17 protein-coding genes and 1 pseudogene are annotated in these 19,667 nt (G+C 59.3%); 8 read left to right on the top strand and 10 right to left on the bottom strand.

What is annotated here, in order from left to right:
* Positions 1-506: 506 nt before the first annotated feature.
* From menE to glpK, 7 genes are all read right to left on the bottom strand, one after another.
* Entirely contained in the window at positions 507-1,898 is a 1,392-nt protein-coding gene (gene menE / locus G505_RS21115) for an o-succinylbenzoate--CoA ligase (RefSeq protein ID WP_051216026.1), read from the bottom strand.
* On the bottom strand, positions 1,886-2,842 hold the full coding sequence (gene menC / locus G505_RS21120; protein ID WP_035385259.1) for an o-succinylbenzoate synthase: 957 nt from the start codon (positions 2,840-2,842) through the stop codon (positions 1,886-1,888). Before menC ends, menE begins: the two co-directional genes overlap by 13 nt.
* A gap of 7 nt (positions 2,843-2,849) precedes the next feature.
* Entirely contained in the window at positions 2,850-3,599 is a 750-nt protein-coding gene (gene menH, locus G505_RS0109100; protein ID WP_028109273.1) for a 2-succinyl-6-hydroxy-2,4-cyclohexadiene-1-carboxylate synthase, read from the bottom strand.
* Positions 3,583-5,301 (bottom strand): 2-succinyl-5-enolpyruvyl-6-hydroxy-3-cyclohexene-1-carboxylic-acid synthase, encoded by a 1,719-nt coding sequence (gene menD / locus G505_RS0109105; RefSeq protein WP_028109274.1) that lies wholly within the window; start codon positions 5,299-5,301, stop codon positions 3,583-3,585. The genes menH and menD overlap by 17 nt, the downstream gene beginning before the upstream one ends.
* Positions 5,298-6,650, bottom strand: a complete 1,353-nt coding sequence (locus G505_RS0109110; protein ID WP_028109275.1) for an isochorismate synthase — start codon at positions 6,648-6,650, stop codon at positions 5,298-5,300. The genes menD and G505_RS0109110 overlap by 4 nt, the downstream gene beginning before the upstream one ends.
* A gap of 138 nt (positions 6,651-6,788) precedes the next feature.
* Complete coding sequence (locus tag G505_RS0109115) at positions 6,789-7,229, bottom strand: hypothetical protein (RefSeq protein ID WP_028109276.1); 441 nt, start codon at positions 7,227-7,229, stop codon at positions 6,789-6,791.
* A 179-nt stretch (positions 7,230-7,408) separates the two neighbouring features.
* Positions 7,409-8,914 (bottom strand): glycerol kinase GlpK, encoded by a 1,506-nt coding sequence (glpK, locus tag G505_RS0109125; RefSeq protein WP_028109277.1) that lies wholly within the window; start codon positions 8,912-8,914, stop codon positions 7,409-7,411.
* Positions 8,915-9,064: 150 nt separating this feature from the next.
* Between glpK and G505_RS0109130 the strand changes: the two genes are divergently transcribed.
* Together G505_RS0109130 and G505_RS0109135 are read left to right on the top strand one after the other, a co-directional pair.
* Positions 9,065-9,244, top strand: coding sequence for a DUF3081 family protein (locus G505_RS0109130; RefSeq protein ID WP_028109278.1), 180 nt, complete (start codon positions 9,065-9,067; stop codon positions 9,242-9,244).
* A 164-nt stretch (positions 9,245-9,408) separates the two neighbouring features.
* On the top strand, positions 9,409-9,657 hold the full coding sequence (locus tag G505_RS0109135; RefSeq protein ID WP_028109279.1) for an HP1242/YdcH family protein: 249 nt from the start codon (positions 9,409-9,411) through the stop codon (positions 9,655-9,657).
* Positions 9,658-9,700: 43 nt separating this feature from the next.
* Here G505_RS0109135 and G505_RS0109140 read toward each other — a convergent pair whose 3' ends face one another.
* Positions 9,701-9,910: a dodecin gene (locus G505_RS0109140; protein WP_028109280.1), complete on the bottom strand. Its 210-nt coding sequence runs from the start codon at positions 9,908-9,910 to the stop codon at positions 9,701-9,703.
* A gap of 286 nt (positions 9,911-10,196) precedes the next feature.
* Between G505_RS0109140 and G505_RS0109145 the strand changes: the two genes are divergently transcribed.
* The 3 genes from G505_RS0109145 (at position 10,197) to G505_RS21125 (ending at position 13,106) form a co-directional block, all read left to right on the top strand.
* Positions 10,197-10,427: a FeoA family protein gene (locus G505_RS0109145; RefSeq protein WP_028109281.1), complete on the top strand. Its 231-nt coding sequence runs from the start codon at positions 10,197-10,199 to the stop codon at positions 10,425-10,427.
* A gap of 3 nt (positions 10,428-10,430) precedes the next feature.
* Positions 10,431-12,680, top strand: coding sequence for a ferrous iron transport protein B (gene feoB / locus G505_RS0109150; protein WP_028109282.1), 2,250 nt, complete (start codon positions 10,431-10,433; stop codon positions 12,678-12,680).
* 90 nt (positions 12,681-12,770) lie between these two features.
* Positions 12,771-13,106, top strand: a complete 336-nt coding sequence (locus tag G505_RS21125) for a glutaredoxin family protein (protein WP_051216027.1) — start codon at positions 12,771-12,773, stop codon at positions 13,104-13,106.
* On the opposite strand, the gene G505_RS0109160 is transcribed toward G505_RS21125, so the two are convergent.
* Entirely contained in the window at positions 13,099-14,718 is a 1,620-nt protein-coding gene (locus G505_RS0109160; RefSeq protein ID WP_028109283.1) for a sigma-54-dependent Fis family transcriptional regulator, read from the bottom strand. The two genes, G505_RS21125 and G505_RS0109160, sit on opposite strands and share 8 nt — an antisense overlap.
* A 314-nt stretch (positions 14,719-15,032) precedes the next feature.
* On the opposite strand from G505_RS0109160, the gene G505_RS0109165 reads away from it, so the two are divergent.
* The 3 genes and pseudogenes from G505_RS0109165 to G505_RS21130 all read left to right on the top strand — a co-directional run.
* Positions 15,033-16,562 (top strand): FAD-dependent oxidoreductase, encoded by a 1,530-nt coding sequence (locus G505_RS0109165; RefSeq protein WP_028109284.1) that lies wholly within the window; start codon positions 15,033-15,035, stop codon positions 16,560-16,562.
* Between the two features lie 58 nt (positions 16,563-16,620).
* Complete coding sequence (locus G505_RS0109170; protein WP_028109285.1) at positions 16,621-16,959, top strand: cytochrome c3 family protein; 339 nt, start codon at positions 16,621-16,623, stop codon at positions 16,957-16,959.
* A 53-nt stretch (positions 16,960-17,012) separates the two neighbouring features.
* Positions 17,013-18,266 (top strand): annotated as a pseudogene (locus G505_RS21130) (MFS transporter); the annotation flags it as partial.
* Positions 18,267-18,442: 176 nt separating this feature from the next.
* Here G505_RS21130 and G505_RS0109180 read toward each other — a convergent pair.
* Positions 18,443-19,360 (bottom strand): SphA family protein, encoded by a 918-nt coding sequence (locus tag G505_RS0109180; RefSeq protein ID WP_245568355.1) that lies wholly within the window; start codon positions 19,358-19,360, stop codon positions 18,443-18,445.
* Between the last annotated feature and the right edge of the window lie 307 nt (positions 19,361-19,667).

A 19,667-nucleotide genomic window follows, 5' to 3' on the forward strand; every position in this document is an offset into this window, starting at 1 on the left:
CATGTGAGAGTAGGTCATCGTCAGGCACCAAATACGAGAAAGCCCGTAGCTAACGCTACGGGCTTTTTTCGTTTGTAGCCTGATGTTAGCGACCATCCCTGGTGAAGCTGTCCTGTCGCTTTTGGCGGCACAGTCCCTGCTTTGCCAAAAGTCCGGCTACGGCATCCCTGCCTGCGCGATCAAGCCTGGGGCTTTCACCCATGGCTCCACCTTACTCGGCTGCGATGATGCGCATCGGTCCTCGCTCGCCCATGTGAGACTTGGTCATGGTCAGGCACTGATTCAGAGAGAAGCCCAACCGCATGGTTGGGCTTGTTTCGTTTCTGTTTCTCGTTGCTCCCAAAGGGCAGCAAAGTGTTCCCTCATCGTCGTACTGATGGCGATCATTCGGTGAGAACCGCGACGGTTGGTTGCAGAGCATGACCACACTTCGATGTATAAACGTCATAAAAATAAAGCCCATAGCTGGCGCTATGGGCTTCCTTCTTTGGTCATTTGTGTTGACGCTAATCTGGCTTAAGCTGCTCTCTCAGAGCGGCTGACAGCCCTTCACGGCTGACTTTCAGTCCCTGCTGGGCGTAGTTCTCCGGCCAGGCAAGGTAGCGCCGAGGTCGCTTGAATCTGGCCAGCCTGGGGGCGAGAAACTGATCCAGTTCCTGCTGGCCTGGCTGAGGGGTGCTGGCGCGAATCACGGCCACAGGCAGCAGGCCGAAGGTGTCGTCGGACACCGGCAGTACCACGGCTTCATCGATCTGTGGGTGCTGCTTGAGGGCGGCCTCGATCTCTTCCGGCTGAACATTTTCGCCGCCGCTGATGAACATGTTGTCGGCCCGACCCAGTACCTTGAGTTTCTCTCCGTGCCACTCCCCCCTGTCCTTGGTGTGGAACCAGCCCTGGTCGTCGAAAGGCTGGTTCAGGCTGCCGTCTTGGTAATAGCCCATAAAGCGGGTTTCGCCGCGGACTTCGATGATCCCCTGATGAATCCTGAGCTCTCTCCCGGGGAGGAGGGTGCCGGAGAGCCCCTGGTCGTTGGCCGCTCCCGTGGTGATCTGTGAGGCCATCTCGGTCATGCCGTAGCTGGTCAGGGCCCGTATCGGGTAATGGCTCAGTCGCGTCAGCAGGGCCTGGGGAATGGGACCGCCCCCCAGCAGCACCAGCTTCAGCGGGGCCATCAGTGCTTCACTGTCGCGGGCATCCAGCAGCCAGCCCAGCTGAGTGGCCACCAGAGAGAGGTGGCTGACCCGGGTCTCCCTGAGGTTGTGCAGCAGCTCTCTGTGCCTGGGCAGCACCAGGGTGGCGCCTGCATCCAGACAGCGGAACATCAGGGCCAGGCCACCGATGTGGTACATGGGCAGCGACGCCAGCCAACGATCTCCCGGCGCCAGGGGGATCTGCGCCAGGGAACCGGACGCCGAGGCAAGGTGGTTGCCCAGGCTGTGCATGGCCGCCTTGGGGTGACCCGAAGAGCCGGAGGTGAGGATCAAACTGACCGGCTGTGACCGGGTCAGGGGCTTGCCATCACTGGGGGGCAACCCGTTTTCCAAGCTAAGGCTGGCAAGCCCGCCAAGGTTGACTCCCTGATGGTGCCACAGGAACCGGGCGTCGATCTGGTCAAGCAGTTGGATCAGTTGAGACTCGGGGAAGCGGGGTGAGAGTGGCGCGAAGACGGCGCCGAGCCGGATGCAGGCCAGTTGCAGCAATACCAGCTCCAGGCTGGTGGGGCCGACAGCGGCCAGGTGACTGCCCGGCTCCACCCCTTGCCGGGCCAGGTGGGCAGTCAGTTCACCCACCAGGCTGTCCAGCTGTACATAGCTCAACGGGCCCTGAGGTCCCTCGATGGCGATGGCGTCGGCAAAGTTCTCAGCCCCCTGGCGGGCGAGGCAGACTAGCCTTGCCATAAGCACTCCAGCTGATCTTCGCTATAGCAGGGCACGTCCTGGCGTACCGGCGTAATGAGATCGGCCTTGAAGGCATCCAGGGTATCCAGACCCGGGGATTGATCCGGGGTCAGTTCTGCCGCCAGATCCGCCAATGTGCTCAGGCCCAGGTTGGATTCGAAGGCGCTGGAGAGTACCACCCTGACCCCATTGTGATCCGCCTGGTCCACCATCCTGGCCAGAGTATCCAGATCGCCAATCAGCTGGGGCTTAAGCACCAGGGCTTTGACGCCGGGCAGGGGCTGATAGCGGTAGCCATCGGCCTGGGTGGTTTCATCCAGGGCCAGGGGCAACCCCAGGGAGGCGGCCAGGGCCAGGTTGGTCTCCAGGCTCGCGGTGGGCTCTTCGATGTAGTCCACCTGCTTCAGGGGGATGGAGGCGGCAAACTCGGTGGCCTGTTGTTCATTCCAGCGCTGATTGGCGTCCAGACGGAAGCGGCGCTTGGCGTCCTGCTCCAACAGGCTGTAGATCAGGCGGATCTCCTCCTCTACCGACACCCTCCCCACCTTCAACTTTAAGCACTTGGCGTCGATATTGGCGGCTTTTTCGATGATCTGCTGTGAACTGCCGGTAAGTAGCGGGACGGGATCAAGGTGGGGGAGCCTATGGGTTTTGTGCAGCTGCCACAGGGCGCTGGAGAGGGCAAAACGCACCGAGGGCAGGGTTGCCGCTTTGGGTAACAGGTCACGCTCCTTGAGGGTGGGCATCAGGGAGAGCAATTGTTCCTGAGCCTCTGCCAGGCTCTCCCGGGAGAATCCGGGCAGTGGCGCCGCCTCTCCCCAGGCGACAGCCCCGTCGCGCTCCAGCTTGACCAGCAACCCCTCCCGTTGGCTCAGCCTGTGACCATTGAAGTCGATGGCGCTGTGGAAGGGAACGGCATAGCGGTAGAGGGCAAGGGCGTTCATTGGGGCCTCAGGGGATCAGGGTTTGAATCAGTGTATCAGCAAAAGCAGCCGGGCAGGCACGGTGAACGTTGTGGCCGCACGGGAAGCTGTGCAGGCTGGTGAGCAGTCCCAGGGAGTCCATCTCCCGTCCCAGGGCGACAAACTTGCTGTCTTCGCGGCCACAGAGGTAATGCACAGGCACAGTCAGTTCGGCCACTGCGGGTCTCAGATCCTGTTGCCAACCGAGGCCGGTGTTGGTGTACAGGGACGACAGCGCTGACGCGTCATTGCCGAGCCTCGCCTCAATCATCTTTTTTCTGGCCTGGTGGCTGAGGCTGGCAAACACCGGCTGGCGATACCAGCGCTCGAGAAAATCGCTGAGGGGGTGCTGCTGCAGCAGTTGCTGCCACTGGCCATCGGCCTGACGTCGCTGCGCCCTGTCCGACTCCTGGGTAAGCCCTGGGTGGGCGGATTCCAGGGTCAGGCTGAGCAGACGCTCCGGATGGCGCCGGGCCAGATGCAGGGCGATGCGGCCACCGAGGGAGTAACCCAACAGATGAAAGGGCGCTTGTGGCAATTGGGATTCCAGGTGAATGCACACCTCGTCGAAGCCCGGTCCCTGGGTCAGGGGACAACGGTTGTCACCATGACCGGGCAGATCCAGTGCCAGGCAGTGGAAGTGCTGCTCCAGCGCCGGCAGCACAGGCTGCCAATCCCCGGCGCTGCCCAGAAAGCCGTGGAGCAGTACCAGGGTGGGGCGATCAGCCGAGGGGGACATCTTTGACCGCTTTGGCCAGTGCCACCAGCAACTCGGAAGACTGCTTGGGTGGCAGGCTCAATTCTATGAGAGTGGCGCCATTGGTGGTCATAGCCTCATCCAGACTCTCCCTGAATTCATCCAGGCTCTGGGGATTGAGGTAGGGCAGCTGAAACTGCTCTGCGGCACCTTTGAACTGCAGGCCGTGCCCCAGTCGGTAGTAATCTTGACGCAGTGGTTCATTGGGGACCGGCAACAGGTTGAAGATGCTGCCGCCGTCGTTGTTGATGGCCACAATCACCATGGGGAAGTCGCAATCCCTGATCAGCGCCAGGGAATTGAGATCGTGCAGCAGCGACAGGTCGCCAATGGCCAATACTGTGGGGCGGCGATTGCCCCGCCCTACCCCGGTGGCGGTGGCCAGCAATCCATCGATGCCGGAGGCGCCCCGGTTGGTGTAGATGGCGGCCGGCGTTGTTGTCGGTGCGGCCAGGGTGTCGAACAGCCTGACCGGCAGGCTGTTGCCGATAAACAGCTGGGCAGAGTCCGGCAGGGCCTGACTCAGGTGGCGAATGGCGGAGAGCTCGGTGAGTTCGCCGTGGCCATGGAGGCGTTCAATCAGGCGATCCAGAGCCCGACTGGCCTGGTTCAGCTGGGGGGCCCAGGCGGGTGTGGCTGCCTGGGGCCAGGGCAGGGCCATCAGGTCCTGAAGGTCGCCGACGCACACCAGCTTGGGTTTGTGGTTGGGGTCCAGCCTCTGGGGATGCTGCAGCCACTGCCACTGCTGTTGCCACGGCTGGCCGTCGATGAAGCTCAGCACCCGTTTGGAGAGGGTGCGGGCGCCCACAACAAGCAGATGTTCCGCTTCTCCCAGGAGTGTCTGACAATCGTCCCGGTGCAGCAATTGATCGATGTGGTGTACCACGCCGTCCACCTGGCGAAGCTGGGACTGACAGTCGACCAGCAGGGGCCACCCCAGGCGCTCGGCCAGCTCGACCAGTTGTTGCGGGTCCTGTTCCGGAGGCAGGGTGCCGGCAACGATCACTCCTTTGGCATCAGCGAAGGTTCGGCACTGCGCCTGTGTGGGCAGCGCCTTGCTGCTGAGGTCGGCCAGCGGGCTCCATGGAGTATCGCCACTGAGCCATTCGCCCACAGGGGAGAGGTAGTCGCTGAAGTCGGTGCGGTCTGGCTTGGGGTAGAGGGGCTCACGGAACATGCAGTTGACGTGAATCGGACCTGTGCTGCTGCCCAGGGCATGGTCCAGCTGGGTCAGCAGGGCCTGAGGGGGAACATTCAGATCCGGTGTCGGCAGGTCCACCCTGGTGCAGTAGTCGGCGAAGATTCCCGGCTGAATGATCGCCTGGTTGGCGCCACAATCAATCAGTTCTGGCGGTCGATCTCCGGTGAGCAGGATCAGCGGCACCCGGGTCAGGAACGCTTCGACGATGGCCGGGTAGAGGTTGGCCAGGGCGGTGCCTGAGGTGGTGATCAGGGCCACCGGGCAGCGGCTGGATTTGGCCAGCCCCAAGGCCATAAAAGCCAGTCCGCGCTCGTCAAAGTGGGTATGACGGGTCAGCCCCGGGTGCTCGGCTGCGGCCAGAGTCAGAGGGGTGGAGCGGGAGCCGGGGGCCAGGCAGATGTGTTTCACGCCCAGTCGCCACAGCTCCTCCAGCATCAGTTTCGACCACAGAAGGTTAAGATCGGCGATTGGTGTCGTGTTCATAGGCCGTTGAGAATTCCCATAATGGTGGCCAACTTGTTTTCCAGCTCCTGCCACTCTGCGTCGGGGTCGGAACCGGCGACAATGCCGGCTCCGGCGAACAGGGTGATGGTGTCGCCGCTGAAGCGGGCGCTTCGCAGAGCCACGGAAAACTCGCTGCCCAGACAATTGAAATAGCCGCAGGCGCCGGCGTACCAGCCGCGACTGAACCCTTCCCGTTGACGGATGAAGGTCATGGCGCTTTCCCTTGGGAAGCCACCCACCGCCGGGGTGGGGTGCAGGGCCTGCAGCAATTGCAGGTCGTTGACGCCATGTTTCACCTCTGCCTTGATGGTACGGTGCAGGTGCTGGATGTGGTTCAGTTTCAGGATGGAGGGGCTCTCCTCGGTGCCGACGTAGTCGCACAGGGGCTGAAGCTTCTGTTCAATGAGGAGACGCACCAGCTGATTTTCGTGCTGGTTCTTGTCATCGTCCAGCAGCGCCTGGGCCAGGGCATCATCCTCTTCCCGGGTGAAGCCTCGGACTGTGGTGCCCGCCAGAGCCTCGGTACTGAGCTCCTGCTGACGTCGCTGGAACAGCCGCTCGGGAGAGCAGCTGATGAAACTGTCGTCGGGATTCAGCTGGAAGCCATACTGATAGCTGTTGGGATTAAGCAGTTGCCAGGCGTGCAGCACGGTCCAGGGGTGGGGCTGATGGCTCAGCTGCAACTGACTCTGACGGGCCAGCACCACCTTGGGGGTGTCCTGATTAAACTCAGGTTTGGTGACCTGTTTGACCAGCTTGTGCCAGTGGGACTCCGATGGGGTGTCCTGACGGGAGAGGATGTGACCCGGGGCCAGCGGCGGCAGGGGCTTGATCCCCTGAACCAGCTCCAGAAACGCGGCTGCGGCGGTCAGCTCTTGCAGCCAGGTGTCCGGGTGGCCGTTCAGGTTGAGCAGCAGTTGTGCTTCCTTCTCTCCCTGACGTATCTCCAGCCTGGGCAAGATGAACTGGGCCTGTCCGAATGTCTCCCAGGCGGGTTGCTTGGTGTCGAAGGCGATGCCGCCATACCAGCGAAGGCCGGCGTGATTGAGACGACAGCACTCCTCATAGAATTCACTGAGTTGCAGGGCGGGTTGCTGGTCGATGCGGCGCACCTGGCAGGCTCCGACTGCGGCTACCTGTTCCCCCTGATTGCGCCCTCGCCAGTAGATCTGGGGCCATTGCTGCTGGGCAGCCAGCCAGGGAAGCAGCAGGGTGGGCTGAATCGATTCGGAGAGTTGGACCTTGGAGTTTTCCGGTTGCCTGTGGGCTAACTGGGCAAGCCTCGACTGCATGCGACTGATGGCGGTCGAGATAGATGGCTTATCCATCGCATGACTCCGAAGGTGGTTTGGAAACGTTAAGCTGCTGAAAGTAAGATTCGAAGCAGTTTGCTGTCAAGTGCCGTTCAGCAATGCGTGATCCGGTTGGCGCCCTAGTATACTCATTCACCGCTGAGGGTACAGGGGTCAGTCCATCAGTATTGCAGCTCCGATGATCGATGCCAAGGTAGCAAGGAGTTCCTCGCTGCCTAACTTACCGATAAATAGGAAGTTCCAAACCGTCTTGCCCAGAGAGACCACGGCAATCAACACCAGCCCTGAGCGGCACTGCTGCTGCCAGAACACCAGCAACAACACACCGATGAGGGTCGTCAGGCCCAGCGCCACCAGTGTCCGGCCCCAGGTGGGGAGGGAGATCATCGCCCTGCACTCTTCCTGAAGTACCTCTGGAAGGTCCCCCTGGTGATAGCGCCGAGGCTGATGCCAGACCAGGTAGCTGAGGAACGCCAGCAGGGAGGCCAGCATCCAGGGCAGCTGTTGCATGTAGGCACCGACACAGGCGAGGGTCAGCAGCAGGGGTCTTAGGGTCAGCCCCCTGCGGTGTGAGTGATGAGCGAGTGTGATCATGTCCGCCGTTACAGGTCTTCAGTCTCCCCCTTTTTGTACTCCGGATTGGTGGCGAGATCCGCAATTGCCTCCGATTGGTCGGTAAAACTGTGCGCTAACCCGATGATGTAGCGCAGGTATTCCAACGAGGTAATTTCAAGGTTGCAGAAAAAAGCAGCAATGGCACTGCCTCATTAACCTTATCCCTCACCCAGGGAGGACCAGTGGCGGCTGGCGGCCAGGGCCCGCTTCCAGCCTTTGATCAGAGTTTCCCGGGTTGGAGCGGTCATCTGTGGCTGGAATTGTTGTGGCTCGGTCACCTCTCTGGCCAGGGTGGTGAGATCGGGCCAGTACCCACAGGTCAGCCCCGCCAGGTAGGCGGCCCCAGCGGCGGTGGTTTCCACATTGGCGGGACGAACCACACGGGTATCCAGAATGTCGGACTGGAACTGCATCAGGAACTGATTGGCGGTGGCTCCGCCATCGACCCTGAGCTGGTTGAGGGGCTGGCCGGCGTCCTGCTCCATGGCTCTGAGAATGTCCATGGACTGGTAGGCGATGGACTCCAGAGTGGCCCGAATCAGGTGCTGGCGGTTGGTGCCTCGGGTCATCCCGACCAGGGTGCCTCGGGCAAAGGGATCCCAGTGGGGAGCGCCCAGCCCGGTAAAGGAGGGCACCAGGTAGGCGCCCTGGGTGTCCGGTACCGACTGGGCCAGGGCCTCGGTTTCCGAGGCGTGGCGAATCAGCCCCAGTTCATCCCGAAGCCATTGCACGCTGGCGCCTCCCATAAACACTGCTCCCTCCAGGGCATAGTTCACCTCTCCCGGCAGGTTGCAGGCCAGGGTGGTGAGCAGGCCATGATTGGAGGCCACCGGCTTTTGTCCGGTGTGCATCAGCAGGAAGCAGCCGGTGCCATAGGTGTTTTTGGCCATCCCGGAGCTGTGGCACAACTGGCCAAACAGGGCAGCCTGCTGATCTCCGGCCACGCCACTGATGGGGACCTGAGCGTTGCCCAGTTGCGCCTGACCGTAGAGCTCGCCACTGGCTTTGACCTGGGGCAGCATGGACCCGGGGATCTGGAACGCGTTCAGCAGCTCCTGATCCCACTCCAGGGTGTGGATGTTGAACAGCATGGTGCGGCTGGCATTGGTGACGTCGGTGGCGTGTACCCTTCCCTCGGTCAGGTTCCAGATAAGCCAGCTGTCGATGGTGCCAAACGCCAGTTTGCCCTGCTCTGCCCTTTCTCTGGCGCCGGGCACCTGGTCCAGAATCCAGCGGATCTTGGTGGCGGAGAAGTAGGGGTCCAGCACCAGGCCGGTTTTCTCCTTCACCTGCGCTTCGAGCCCCTGGCTTTTCAGTTCGCTGCAGATCTCGGACGTCCGGCGGCACTGCCAGACAATGGCGTTGTGGATGGGTTGGCCGGTTTCCCTGTCCCACACCACCGTGGTTTCCCGCTGATTGGTGATGCCGATGGCCGCCACCTGCTGATGACCTACCCGGCATTTGGCCAGCAACTCGGTCAGGGTCGCCCTCTGGCTGGCCCAGATCTCTATGGGGTCATGTTCCACCCAGCCCGGATTGGGGTAGTGCTGGGTAAACTCTCGTTGAGCGGTGCCGATCACCTGGCCCTGACGGTCAAACAGCAGGGCACGGCTGGAGGTGGTGCCCTGGTCAAGGGCAACAATGAACTGAGTGGATTCAGACATAACTCAATGGCTTGATAGGGTTTTATCTCATACTAGGGCATCTTGGCCTTTGCTGTACATCTTTGCGCAGGCACCCGGCAGAATTGAGCCTGACGGTGAAAGATTCCGCAGACAGAGTACCGCCCATTCATTAGAGGAAGCCCATGTTCAATGGGGGGAGTCTGGAGGGGCTGTGATGGCTACCCCCTGTCTCTGCCGGACCCGGTTGTGACCCTGACCCTGTTTTTTCACAACAAACACCCGCTGGAAGATCCGAATGGTACCGCCCTGGAGCCGTTTCTGCTGGGTATCGATGCCGTGGCAGTCTCCTCCTCGCCCATGAAGCCCTGACAGCACAGTGTCGAACGTTTTTCGTTCAACCTCTTACTCATTTTTCAGGTCAATGTGACCAAAAATTGAATCAATTTCATAACGAATAATTTACTGATCTGCATCAAACAAATGCGTAAGTGAGGGGAGCATTATGGAATCAGACCCCCAAGGAGGAATGCGTGATGATAATTCAAGACCACAGCTTGGTTAACGAGTTTCCCAACCAGGTGGAACTGATTCAGGAACTGAACCTCTCCGACGACACCTTCCATAAGATGTACAACGAATATCACGAGTTGGACCGCGAAGTCCGCCGCATTGAGGAGGGCCTAGAAAACACCACAGACGAGTACCTTGAGAGCTTGAAGCTTAAGCGCCTCACCCTGAAAGACGATCTCTACAGCCGGTTAAAACAGGCCCAAAGCGCCTGAGACTGCTGTGCCACGTCGCAGGCTGGGGTGGTCCCGGCCTGCTCTACTCTTCCAGGGTAAATCCAACCTTCAGTGTGACCTGCCAGTAGGCCACCTTGCCATTCTCTATCTGACCCCGTGTCTCCACCACTTCAAACCAGCGCAGATTGGCCACTGTCTGATGAGCCCGGTCGATGGCACTGCTGATGGCGTCTTCCATGCTGGTCCGCGAGGAGCCCACCAACTCCAGCTTCTTGTATGTGTGATTGCCCATAGTCACTTTCCTCTGAACAAAGTTTCAGTATAGGTGACGGATTTGTGTTGATTCTTTTTCGTCGCCTGGCCTGAATGGGGCACTCAGGTTGCTTGTGGGGTGCCATACATGGCGGTGGAAGTCATTAAGTTACTTAAATTTGTGCGTTGTCTCAGAGAAAGGTAATTCAAACGTGAATCATTTCTATTTGAGGTGAAAACGGGGAGCTAGGTCAAAGAATTTTCAAGGTCAGCCTGTATACTCAACTGAAAATGATATCAATTCTTGTTTGTAGTTGGGTGCCGCAATGGTTTTATCAGAGTTAGATCTTGGGCAAGTAGGCAGCGTCGTAAGCTTGGGCGACCAAACCATGTCGCTTGCTCTCAAGCGTCGCCTCATGGCGTTGGGTTTCACCAAAGGCAGTGAGGTTCGCATGGTTCGCTCCGCACCCCTGGGCGGTGCCGTTCAGTTGAACGTGCGGGGAGCAAGCCTTTGCCTGAACAACCGCCTTGCTGCACAGATTCACGTAGAGGTTTAACAAGTGTCTAAAGTACTGCGTTGCGCAACCGTTGGTAATCCCAACTCTGGTAAATCCACCCTGTTTAACGCCCTGACCGGCAACAATGTGTCCGTGGGTAACTGGGCTGGCGTCACCGTCGATAAGAAGATGGGTAAGCTGAGCCTGGAAGGTAGGGCCACTGAGATTACCGACCTGCCGGGTCTTTACGATCTGGAGGCGGCTGACGGTGATTCTTTCATCGATGAAAAGATCAGTCGTGAATTCCTGCTGGGCCAGGACATTGATCTGTTGGTGAACGTCGTGGACGTGTCCCAACTGGAGCGAAACCTCTACCTGACTACCCAACTGCGAGAACTGAATGTTCCCATGCTGTTGGTACTGAATAAGTGTGATGTGACCGAGCGTCGCGGCATCCAGGTTGACACCGCGGCCCTGGAAAAGCGTCTGGGCTGCAAGGTGGTGCAGATCAGTGCCAAGACTGAATCCGGTCCCAAACTGGTGAAAGAGGCGATGTCGGCCATGGCTAAAGCCAAGACCGCCTGTGAACCTCTGGCCATCGATATGGGTGCCGCCGTTGAGCAGTCTCTGCAAGAGTTGGGCGGCGGCCGGGCCAGTGCCATTACCCGCCTTCTGTCTCAGGCTGATGACGCAGCCCAGCAGGCGTCCAACAGGCTGGTGGCACAGGATATCTCCCCTGCCGAGCATATCGCCGACTGCCGTTACCAGTTCATCGGTGAGCTGATTCAGTCTGTGCTGTCCAAGCCTTCTGTGATCAAGTCTATGACAGAGAAGCTGGATCATTATGCCCTGAGCCCAATGACCGGGGTGCCCATCTTCCTGGGTATGATGTACCTGACCTTTATGTTTGCCATTAACATCGGCGCCTCCTTTATCGACTTCTTCGATATTGTTGCCGGAGCCCTGTTTGTGGACGGTTCTGCCCTGCTGCTGGAGAGTGCAGGCTTGCCCGGCTGGGTTGGCGCCATCGTCTCTGACGGCGTAGGGGCAGGTATCCAGACCGTGGCGACCTTTATTCCTGTAGTGGCCTTCCTTTACATCGCGTTGAGCATTCTGGAGGTTTCCGGTTATCTGGCTCGTGCGGGCTTCGTTATCGAAGGTGTGATGCAGAAGATCGGCCTACCTGGCAAAGCCTTCGTTCCCCTGATTGTGGGCTTTGGCTGTAACGTGCCAGCCGTGACCGCTACCCGGTCACTGGATACCAAGCGGGAGCGTATCGTCACCGCTATGATGGCCCCCTTTATGTCCTGCGGTGCACGCCTGCCGGTATACGCTCTGTTTGTGGCGGCCTTCTTCCCAGAGAACGGCCAGAACCTGGTGTTCGCCCTGTACCTGATTGGCATTGTGGCGGCCATCCTCACCGGCTTGCTGCTGCGCCACACCCTGCTGCCTGGTGAAGCCAGCCAAGGCTTCATGGAACTGCCCGATTACGAGATGCCGACTCTGGCCGCCATCGGTCGCCGCACCTGGCAGCGCACCAAGCAGTTTGTGCTGGGTGCCGGCAAGACCATCGTTATCGTGGTCACCATTCTGAGCTTCTTTAACTCCATGGGTACAGACGGCAGCTTTGGTAACCAGGATTCTGAAAACTCCGTTCTGTCTGCCGCTGCGCAGGTGGTGACTCCGGTGTTTGACCCCATGGGCGTCAAAGAGGAAAACTGGCCAGCCACCGTTGGTGTGATCACCGGTATCTTCGCCAAGGAAGCGGTTGTGGGCACCCTGAACAGCCTCTACAGCCAGGGTGCTGAAGAGGAAGCGGGGGAGTTCAGCCTGTTTGGTGCCGTCAACGAAGGCCTGGCGACCATTCCCGAGAATATGTTTGGCATCGCCTGGGAAGATCCTCTTGGGATGAACATTGGCGACGTTCAGGACACCGACGCCATGGGTGAAGAGTTTGGTTTCGAAGCGGTGACCCTGAAGAACCTGGAAGCTCAGTTTGAAACCGGCGCGGCGGCCTTTGCTTACCTGCTGTTCATCCTGATGTACACTCCCTGTGCCGCGGTGCTGGGTGCCATGGCCGGTGAGTTCGGAAGCCGTTGGACCGCCTTCAGTGCCGTTTACACCTTCGCCATCGCCTATGCCTCGGCGACCCTGTTCTACCAGGCTTCCCGTCTGGCGGTGGAGCCAGCTCATGCCTTGTTCCACATCGGTATCATAGTGGTACTGTTGGTGGCGGGCATTGCCTACCTGCGCAGAGTGGGTAAGCGCAGCCAGATGGGGGTCGGTGACATTCCGGTGGCCATCCAAGAGTAAAATCTCACATCGATTGAAGGCAGCCTCAGGGCTGCTTTTTCTTTTTGTATCGGATTCGGTGTATAAGGGGTCTTCGATTCGGGAGAGATTATGATCAAATGGGTATCTGCCACCGCGATGGTGTTGGCGTTGTTGGGGTACGCCCTGTTTCAGTTAGGTGCCGGCGGTCGGCTGGCGGCACAGCTGAATCATTACCACAACAGTGATGTGGTGCTCTACAGTGCCTCCTGGTGCAGTGCCTGTGCGGCCACCCGCCAGTTTCTGACCGACAACCGCATCCCTTTCGTGGAACTGGACATGGAGCAGGATCCTCAGGGGTCCCGGGAGTTTGCCCAGTTCGGTGGTCATGGCATCCCTCTGGTGCTGGTCAAGGGGCGGGCCATTCGTGGTCACCAGCCCCGGCTGCTGGTTCAGGCCCTTAACTAGCGCCGTCCCAGCCATACTCTTTCAGTTTTCGGTAGAGGGTGGCTTTACCAATACTGAGAATTTTCATCGCCTGGGCCTTGTTGCCTTTGCAGGCCCTCACCACCGACAGAATGTATTCCCGCTCCATCTCCTCCAGGCTCAGCGCGTGGGCGGCGATCCTCTGGGGCAGGCCCATGGGGGCGTTCAGGGAGGGTGGCAGGTCCTCGGTGGTGATCTCCCTGCCGTGGCACAGGGCGGTACAGTACTCCACCACATTCTGCATCTCACGGATATTGCCTGGCCATGAGTGGTTCTCCAGGATACGGGTCACCTTCTTGGAGAAGCCCCGTATGCTTCGCCCCATCTGTCGATTCTTGTTTTCCAAGATGGAGCGCGCCAGGGGCAGGATGTCCTCGTGGCGTTCCCTCAGGCTGGGGATCTTGAGCTCTACGACACAGAGGCGGTAGTAGAGGTCGGCACGAAAACGTCCTTCGGCCACCTCCTGCTCCAGATTCCTGTTGGTGGCGGCGATGATGCGCACATCCACTTTGCGGCTGTGATTTTCGCCGACCCGGCGTACCTCCTGCTCCTGCAGGGTGCGCAGCAGCTTGAGCTGCATGGCCGGGGAGATCTCACCAATTTCGTCGAGAAACAGGGTACCCAGGTGCGCCTCTTCGAACAGGCCGGCCCGGTCCCGATCGGCACCGGTGAAGGCACCGCGCTTGTGGCCAAACAGCTCGCTTTCCAACAGGGTTTCGGTGAGGGCGCCACAGTTGATGGCGACAAAGGGCTTGGCGGAGCGGTTGGAGCGCTCGTGGATAAAGCGGGAGAGGCGCTCTTTGCCGACGCCGCTTTCACCGGAGACCACCACCGAAGAGTCCACCTTGGCCACCCGGGCGGCCAGCTGGATCAACCGGGTCATCTCCCGGTTCTGGGTAATGAAGCCCTCGACGGTCTGCGGCTGGTCATTCGGCTCCGTTTGCCTGGCCCTGAGGGCCCGTTGAGTCAGTTCCAGCCTCTTGGTGAGCTCCTTGAGCAGGGAGTCAGAGGAGGCCATGGAAAAGAAGGGTTTGTGCGGTTCCAACTCCTCGCCCCAATCCTCCTTGAATTTGCCGATGACTCGGCAGTAAGGATCACCTTTGCCGGTGCACATATCCTCGATGAAGTAGACCTCACGGTTGTGTTTCCAGGATTCAAACCCGCTGGCAAAGCCGGTCAGGGTCCAGCATACGGGGTCGTCGGACTCGCCGATGCTCAGCTGGTGTTGCTCCGCTTCATAGGAGTTGTGCCAATGCACCTCCAACAAGGCGTTGTCCCCGCCACTTCGGGGTTTGAAGGCAAAGGTTTTGGTGATGCCAAACAGCATGTGCAGATTCGAACCGCTTTGAGGGTCCATGTAGGCTTCAGGAAACTCATTGCTGAGAATTTGCCCCGTACGCCAACCGTGGGCGTAGCCAAAGCGGGTCAGGATGCAGCGGGCAACAAAGGTGCCAAATTGATCGATCAGTTCTTTTCTTAACAAGCCCAGGGCGACGGCATCAAATAACACCATTCTCTGGTCTTTAAATTTAATTAACCCTTCATCTGGAAGAAAATCTAGGAACTCTCTTGGGTTAATTTCACTACTTAGCATAAGTACGCCCCTTCTTATTCCTGACAAAGGGTTTCAATTTGAAACCCTGGTTTCTTCCTGGAACCAACCTGGATCACATTGAATCTGTTCGCGCTCATGTAAATCAGTGGCTTACATGTTTGGCACAAAGGCTGCAATCGTATTGTTGATGTTGGAAAGTGCACTTTCTGACCCACAGTTCTTTTTTGCGTCGGTCATAAGCTGATATTGGTCAGAGATATATGAATACCGTCAAAAAAGGATAACAAAAATAAAACTCTTCGGTGTGATGAGCATCGTTATGCCGAGATGATGAGGATTACATTGTGAAAAATATGAAGAAACTCTCAGTTCTGGTGGCTGCGTCTCTTTTAAGCGCCGGCAGCTGGGCGGCAGACATTGTGAAAAACGTCGATGTCGTGGTGGTGGGGTCCGGTGCCAGTGGTCTGGCGGCCGCCGTGGAGGCCCAGGAGGCGGGCCTGAAGACCGTGTTGCTGGAAAAGATGCCCAGCATCGGCGGTTCTGCCCTGTATATCGAGGGGACTTTCGCGGTGGAAACCGACCATCAGAAATCCATGTATGTGGGTCTGGACAGAGACTGGGCTTATAAGAACCACATGGAGTTCAACCATGGTTTCATCAATGGTCCGCTGATCCGTCGTTGGATCAACAACTCCGCCAACAGCATCGAGTGGATGGAAGATCACGGCGTGACCTTCCACGATGTGCGTACCCTGTTTACCGATGGCTACCGCACCTGGCACATCTTCAAAGATGGTAAGGGCGTTGAGTTCGTCAATCAGATGGCCAAGTCCTTCAAGGACGCGGGCGGCACCATCCTGACGGAAACTCCCGGAACCGAGATCATCTACAAAGGCGGCAAGGTTACCGGCATCATGGCCGAGGACGGTGAGGGCGAGACCTACCAGTTCAATACCAAGGGGGGCGTGGTGGTTGCCTCAGGTGGCTTCATCAACAACTCTGAAATGCTTGAGAAATATGGTATCCGCGCCGATTACGCCATCGTGGGGCCCAAGTCCGGTCGCGACGGCGACAGCCTGAAATGGTTTGACGAAGTGGGGGCTCGTTACGAGGGAATGAGCACCCACCTGGCCATTGGTGCCTGGCTCTCCGGTAAAGATCCAAACACCCAGCTGAGCATGCCGGAACACACCACGGTCTACTCTCAGCTGGCCTCGCTGCTGCGCCAGCCCTATATGTGGGTGGCCAGCGATGGCAAGCGCTTCATCGACGAGTCCCAGGCGCCCCTGTGGTACAACACCGGCCCGGCGGTTGAGCGTGTCGGCGGCTCCTACTTTGCGGTGTTCGATGACAACCTCAAGGACTACATGATGAATGAGGGGATCGACATCTCCCACTCCGATTGGGTTCGTGTAGGCCACAAGCTGGATCTGCTGGAGGAGGGGATCGAAGTCGGTCAGAAGGAGGGCTACCTCTATGTCTCCAACACCATCGAAGGTCTGGCCAAGAAGATGGGTGTAGACCCCGTTGCCTTCAAGAAGACCGTCGAGGATAACAACCGTTATGCCCAGAATGGTCTGGATGAGGAGTTCCCCAAGGATCGCAAGTATGTACGTCCCATCAGCAAGCCTCCCTACTTTGCGGTTAAGGGCGATAACGCCACCCTGATTACCCTGGGCGGCCCAACCACCAACACCGAGATGCAGGTGTTGCGTCAGAAAGACATGAAGCCTGTTGAAGGCCTCTACGTGGTGGGCTGTGAGGTGGGAGGTGTCTACGGTGACTCCTACAACCTGACCCTGGAAGGGATGGCATCCTCCTTCGCCATCAACTCTGGCCGTTTCGCTTCTCAGCACATCGCTCAGAAGCTCGGCAAGAAGTAATTCCGCTTCGGGCCCGGCCGCTGGCCGGGCCCATCTTTCCTGGTTCAGGGGTTAAATAATGAAAAAAATTGCACTGACTGTGCTGGCGGTGGCCGGACTGGTCTTCTCTCTCAATGGGGTGGCCAAGGAGCATCTGGGGGATCGCCATGGGGGCCTGGGCATCGAATGTGCCGACTGCCACCAGACCGACAAACCCACCAAGCGTGCCAAGAGCAAGACCTGTAAGGCTTGCCATGGCGACAAGGTGGCGTTGCCCATCTTCCAGGCAGAGGAGCGCAGCGTCGACTTCCACGAGTCTCCCCATGGCAAAGTACGTTGCACCAAGTGTCACCTGGCTCACCAGGAGCCGGTGATGTACTGCAACGAGTGCCATGCATTCGACAAACAGCTTCCCTAGGAACACCTGCCCGGGTTGCGCTTTGACGGTCTCGGCAACGCCTCTGGAGGGTCACACGCAGCCCTTTGGGCTGGCGGAGTAAAGTCATGGCGGGGCGCAACCTGTTTTCCACTCTCGTTGGCATCAACTTCCTGACCACTCTGGGTCTGGGCGTCACCGATGCCTTCTTTTCACTCTATCTCACCGACCTTGGGGCCAGGGGCGGGTTTCTGGCCCTGGCGCTGACCCTCTATGCCGGCTCCAAATGTCTGTTCAGCCCTATGGCGAGCTGGTGTCTGTCGCGTCTGGGGACCAGGCGCAGCCTGCTGCTCTGCCTGTGGGGACAGCTGCTGATCGCCCTGGGCTTCCTGGCTCTGGATCACCTCTACGCCATCGCATTGCTGCGTATCCTTCAGGGGGGATTGTCGGCCCTGTTCAGGCCATTGATGCTGGCCCTGGTCAGCGATCTCGCTGAGCCTCGTCGCCGGGGGCAAACGGTGGCACGCATTGACCTGGCGTTCTACTCTGCCCTGGCGTTGGGCCCTCTGCTGGGAGGGGCTTTGGGGGACCACTTTGGTTGCGCCGGAGTCTATTGCCTGCTGGCGTTGTCGGCGTCTTTTTCCCTGGGTCTGGCGATGACGCTGTCCGGCGAGGCCAGGCGGCCCGAGACGCCGAGGCCCTCTCAATGGCGCCTGTTGGGGATGGTGCGGCTGTGTCGCGACCCAGCCTTGCAGAGTCTGTTGATCTACATCTTCACCCGCACTCTGGGCATTGCCCAGGTCGGCCTGTTCTGGCCCATGATGCTCAGGGATGAGATTGGACTCAGCCTCAGCCAAACCGGCATCGTGCTGGCGGCCAACAGCCTGATGACCTTGGTGCTGCTGCAAACGGGCGGGTGGCTCAGTGACCGATGCTGCCGTTACCTGATGATGGTGGGGTGCACTGCCGGTACGGCACTGGGGCTGCTGCTGATGGCCGTGGTGCAGGAGTATGCTCAGGCGCTGTTGCTGGGTGCCTGGCTGGGCGGGCTGACGGCTCTGGCCCAACCGGCGTGCACCTCGTTGCTGCTGCAACAGGGGGAGCGCTTCGAGCGGGGCGCGGCCTTAAGTGTGTTTCATCTGGTGCTCAACCTGGGGTTTATCTTTGGTCCCCTGCTTGGGGGGAGCGTGCTGGCAAGCTGTGGGCTCAGCGCTGTCTTCGTTGCGACCGGACTGCTTACCCTCACCGCCTCCCTGTTCCTGCTGGTTCGTTTTTCCTCTGCGTCGCCATCTGGGCGGGGAGAACACTGGGCCGCCGGGGCTGAACACCGGCGTCAACCTGGCCGGTGACTCTGGCTCTGTGGGTTGTATCTTGGGGCCGGTTGCCCCTGAGCAGGCGGTGGCAATCAGCACCGTGTTGCCTTGGGCATCGGTGAGCAGCATCTGAGACCAGGTTTTCACGGCAGGACTCCTTGAGTCGATGACTGGAGGGGTGGTTGGGAGCCTGAGCTCCCAACCAGGTTGGGTCAGAAGGATTTGGTGAAGGTCAGTACCAGAGACTCCCCTTCGGCGGTGTTATTGCTGTCGAACTCGCTGTGGAAGCGCAAGTTGGCCTGCAGCAGCCAGGGCAGGTACATCACATTCAGCTCAGCACCCAGGCCAAAGGAGCGTTTGCGCTGGTCCGCAATGGAGCCCGCGCCATCCTTGCTGTCGTCGCTGATCTGCCAGCCTGCGGAGTAGCTGACGCCAGGGCGGATCAGCCAGTGATCATCCAACAGGATGTTTTTGCCCACGCCCCCCTCCAGGCAGAACTCCATCCCGGGTCTGATGCCGGTGTCATCCTGGTGTCCATGCCACAGGGTGCGGGACAGGGTGCTGAAGCTCCAACTGCGGTCATCGTCGAAGAAGTAGGTGCCACCGGCGGTGATCATTCCCGACCAGTAGCCATAACCCACGGATTCCGGTTTGTCGGCGCTGTAGTCGCCGGTGGGCGCAATGGCGGCGATGGCCAGAATGGCGTCGAAGCGCGGGTTGAACCAGAATAGCGCCAGCGGCTCGATGACGATGTCGCCCACTTCCAAGCCGGAGGCAGCATCGAAGGCACCGCCGATGGCGATCTCCTTGTCGATGACCGGCACGATCAGGTTATAGGCCCAATTGGCGCCGAAAATCTTGGTGTCGGTGACGTTGACGAACCGGTGGGCCTGGGCAAACACCTCCAGGCTGAAGTCCATCTGCTGGGCGTCGCCGTTATCATCGGTGAGGGTGTCGGCGTCATACCAGGTGTTGTAGAGCCGGTAGTGCATCCCTGGTGGCGGTGGGGTTCCCGCTTCGACCCCTTCCCCCCCTGGGGAGTAGTGGGATCCTGAGGTGGCGGCCAGTGCGCTGCCAATCATCGCCATGGGCAATGCCAGGACAGCGGTACGGTGTAGGCATTTCATCATTTTTCTCTCCAGAGCTGTCTCGGGGACAGCCAACCCAATGTGTAAGGAATCGGGCCCTCTCATCGACTCGGCAATTCAGGGATACCCCCAAGAGGGGCTCGATGGCTGGGGGCCCGACACCGGAGAGTGCATGGTTTATGCCACTGATTTGACGGCTAAAAGCATCCTCAAGGGTCTCACAATGGGCGTTTTTTTGATGTCCGGATTCTCAGGATGAAACTTGAGTCTTGATTTGATTACTGGGTGTTTATTCAGTGTACGCTTGCTGTCGTGGTGGTCGGCGCAACCCTGATATCCGCAGCTTGGG

It is taken from the genome of Ferrimonas futtsuensis DSM 18154 (genome assembly GCF_000422645.1).
Classification (GTDB): domain Bacteria; phylum Pseudomonadota; class Gammaproteobacteria; order Enterobacterales; family Shewanellaceae; genus Ferrimonas; species Ferrimonas futtsuensis.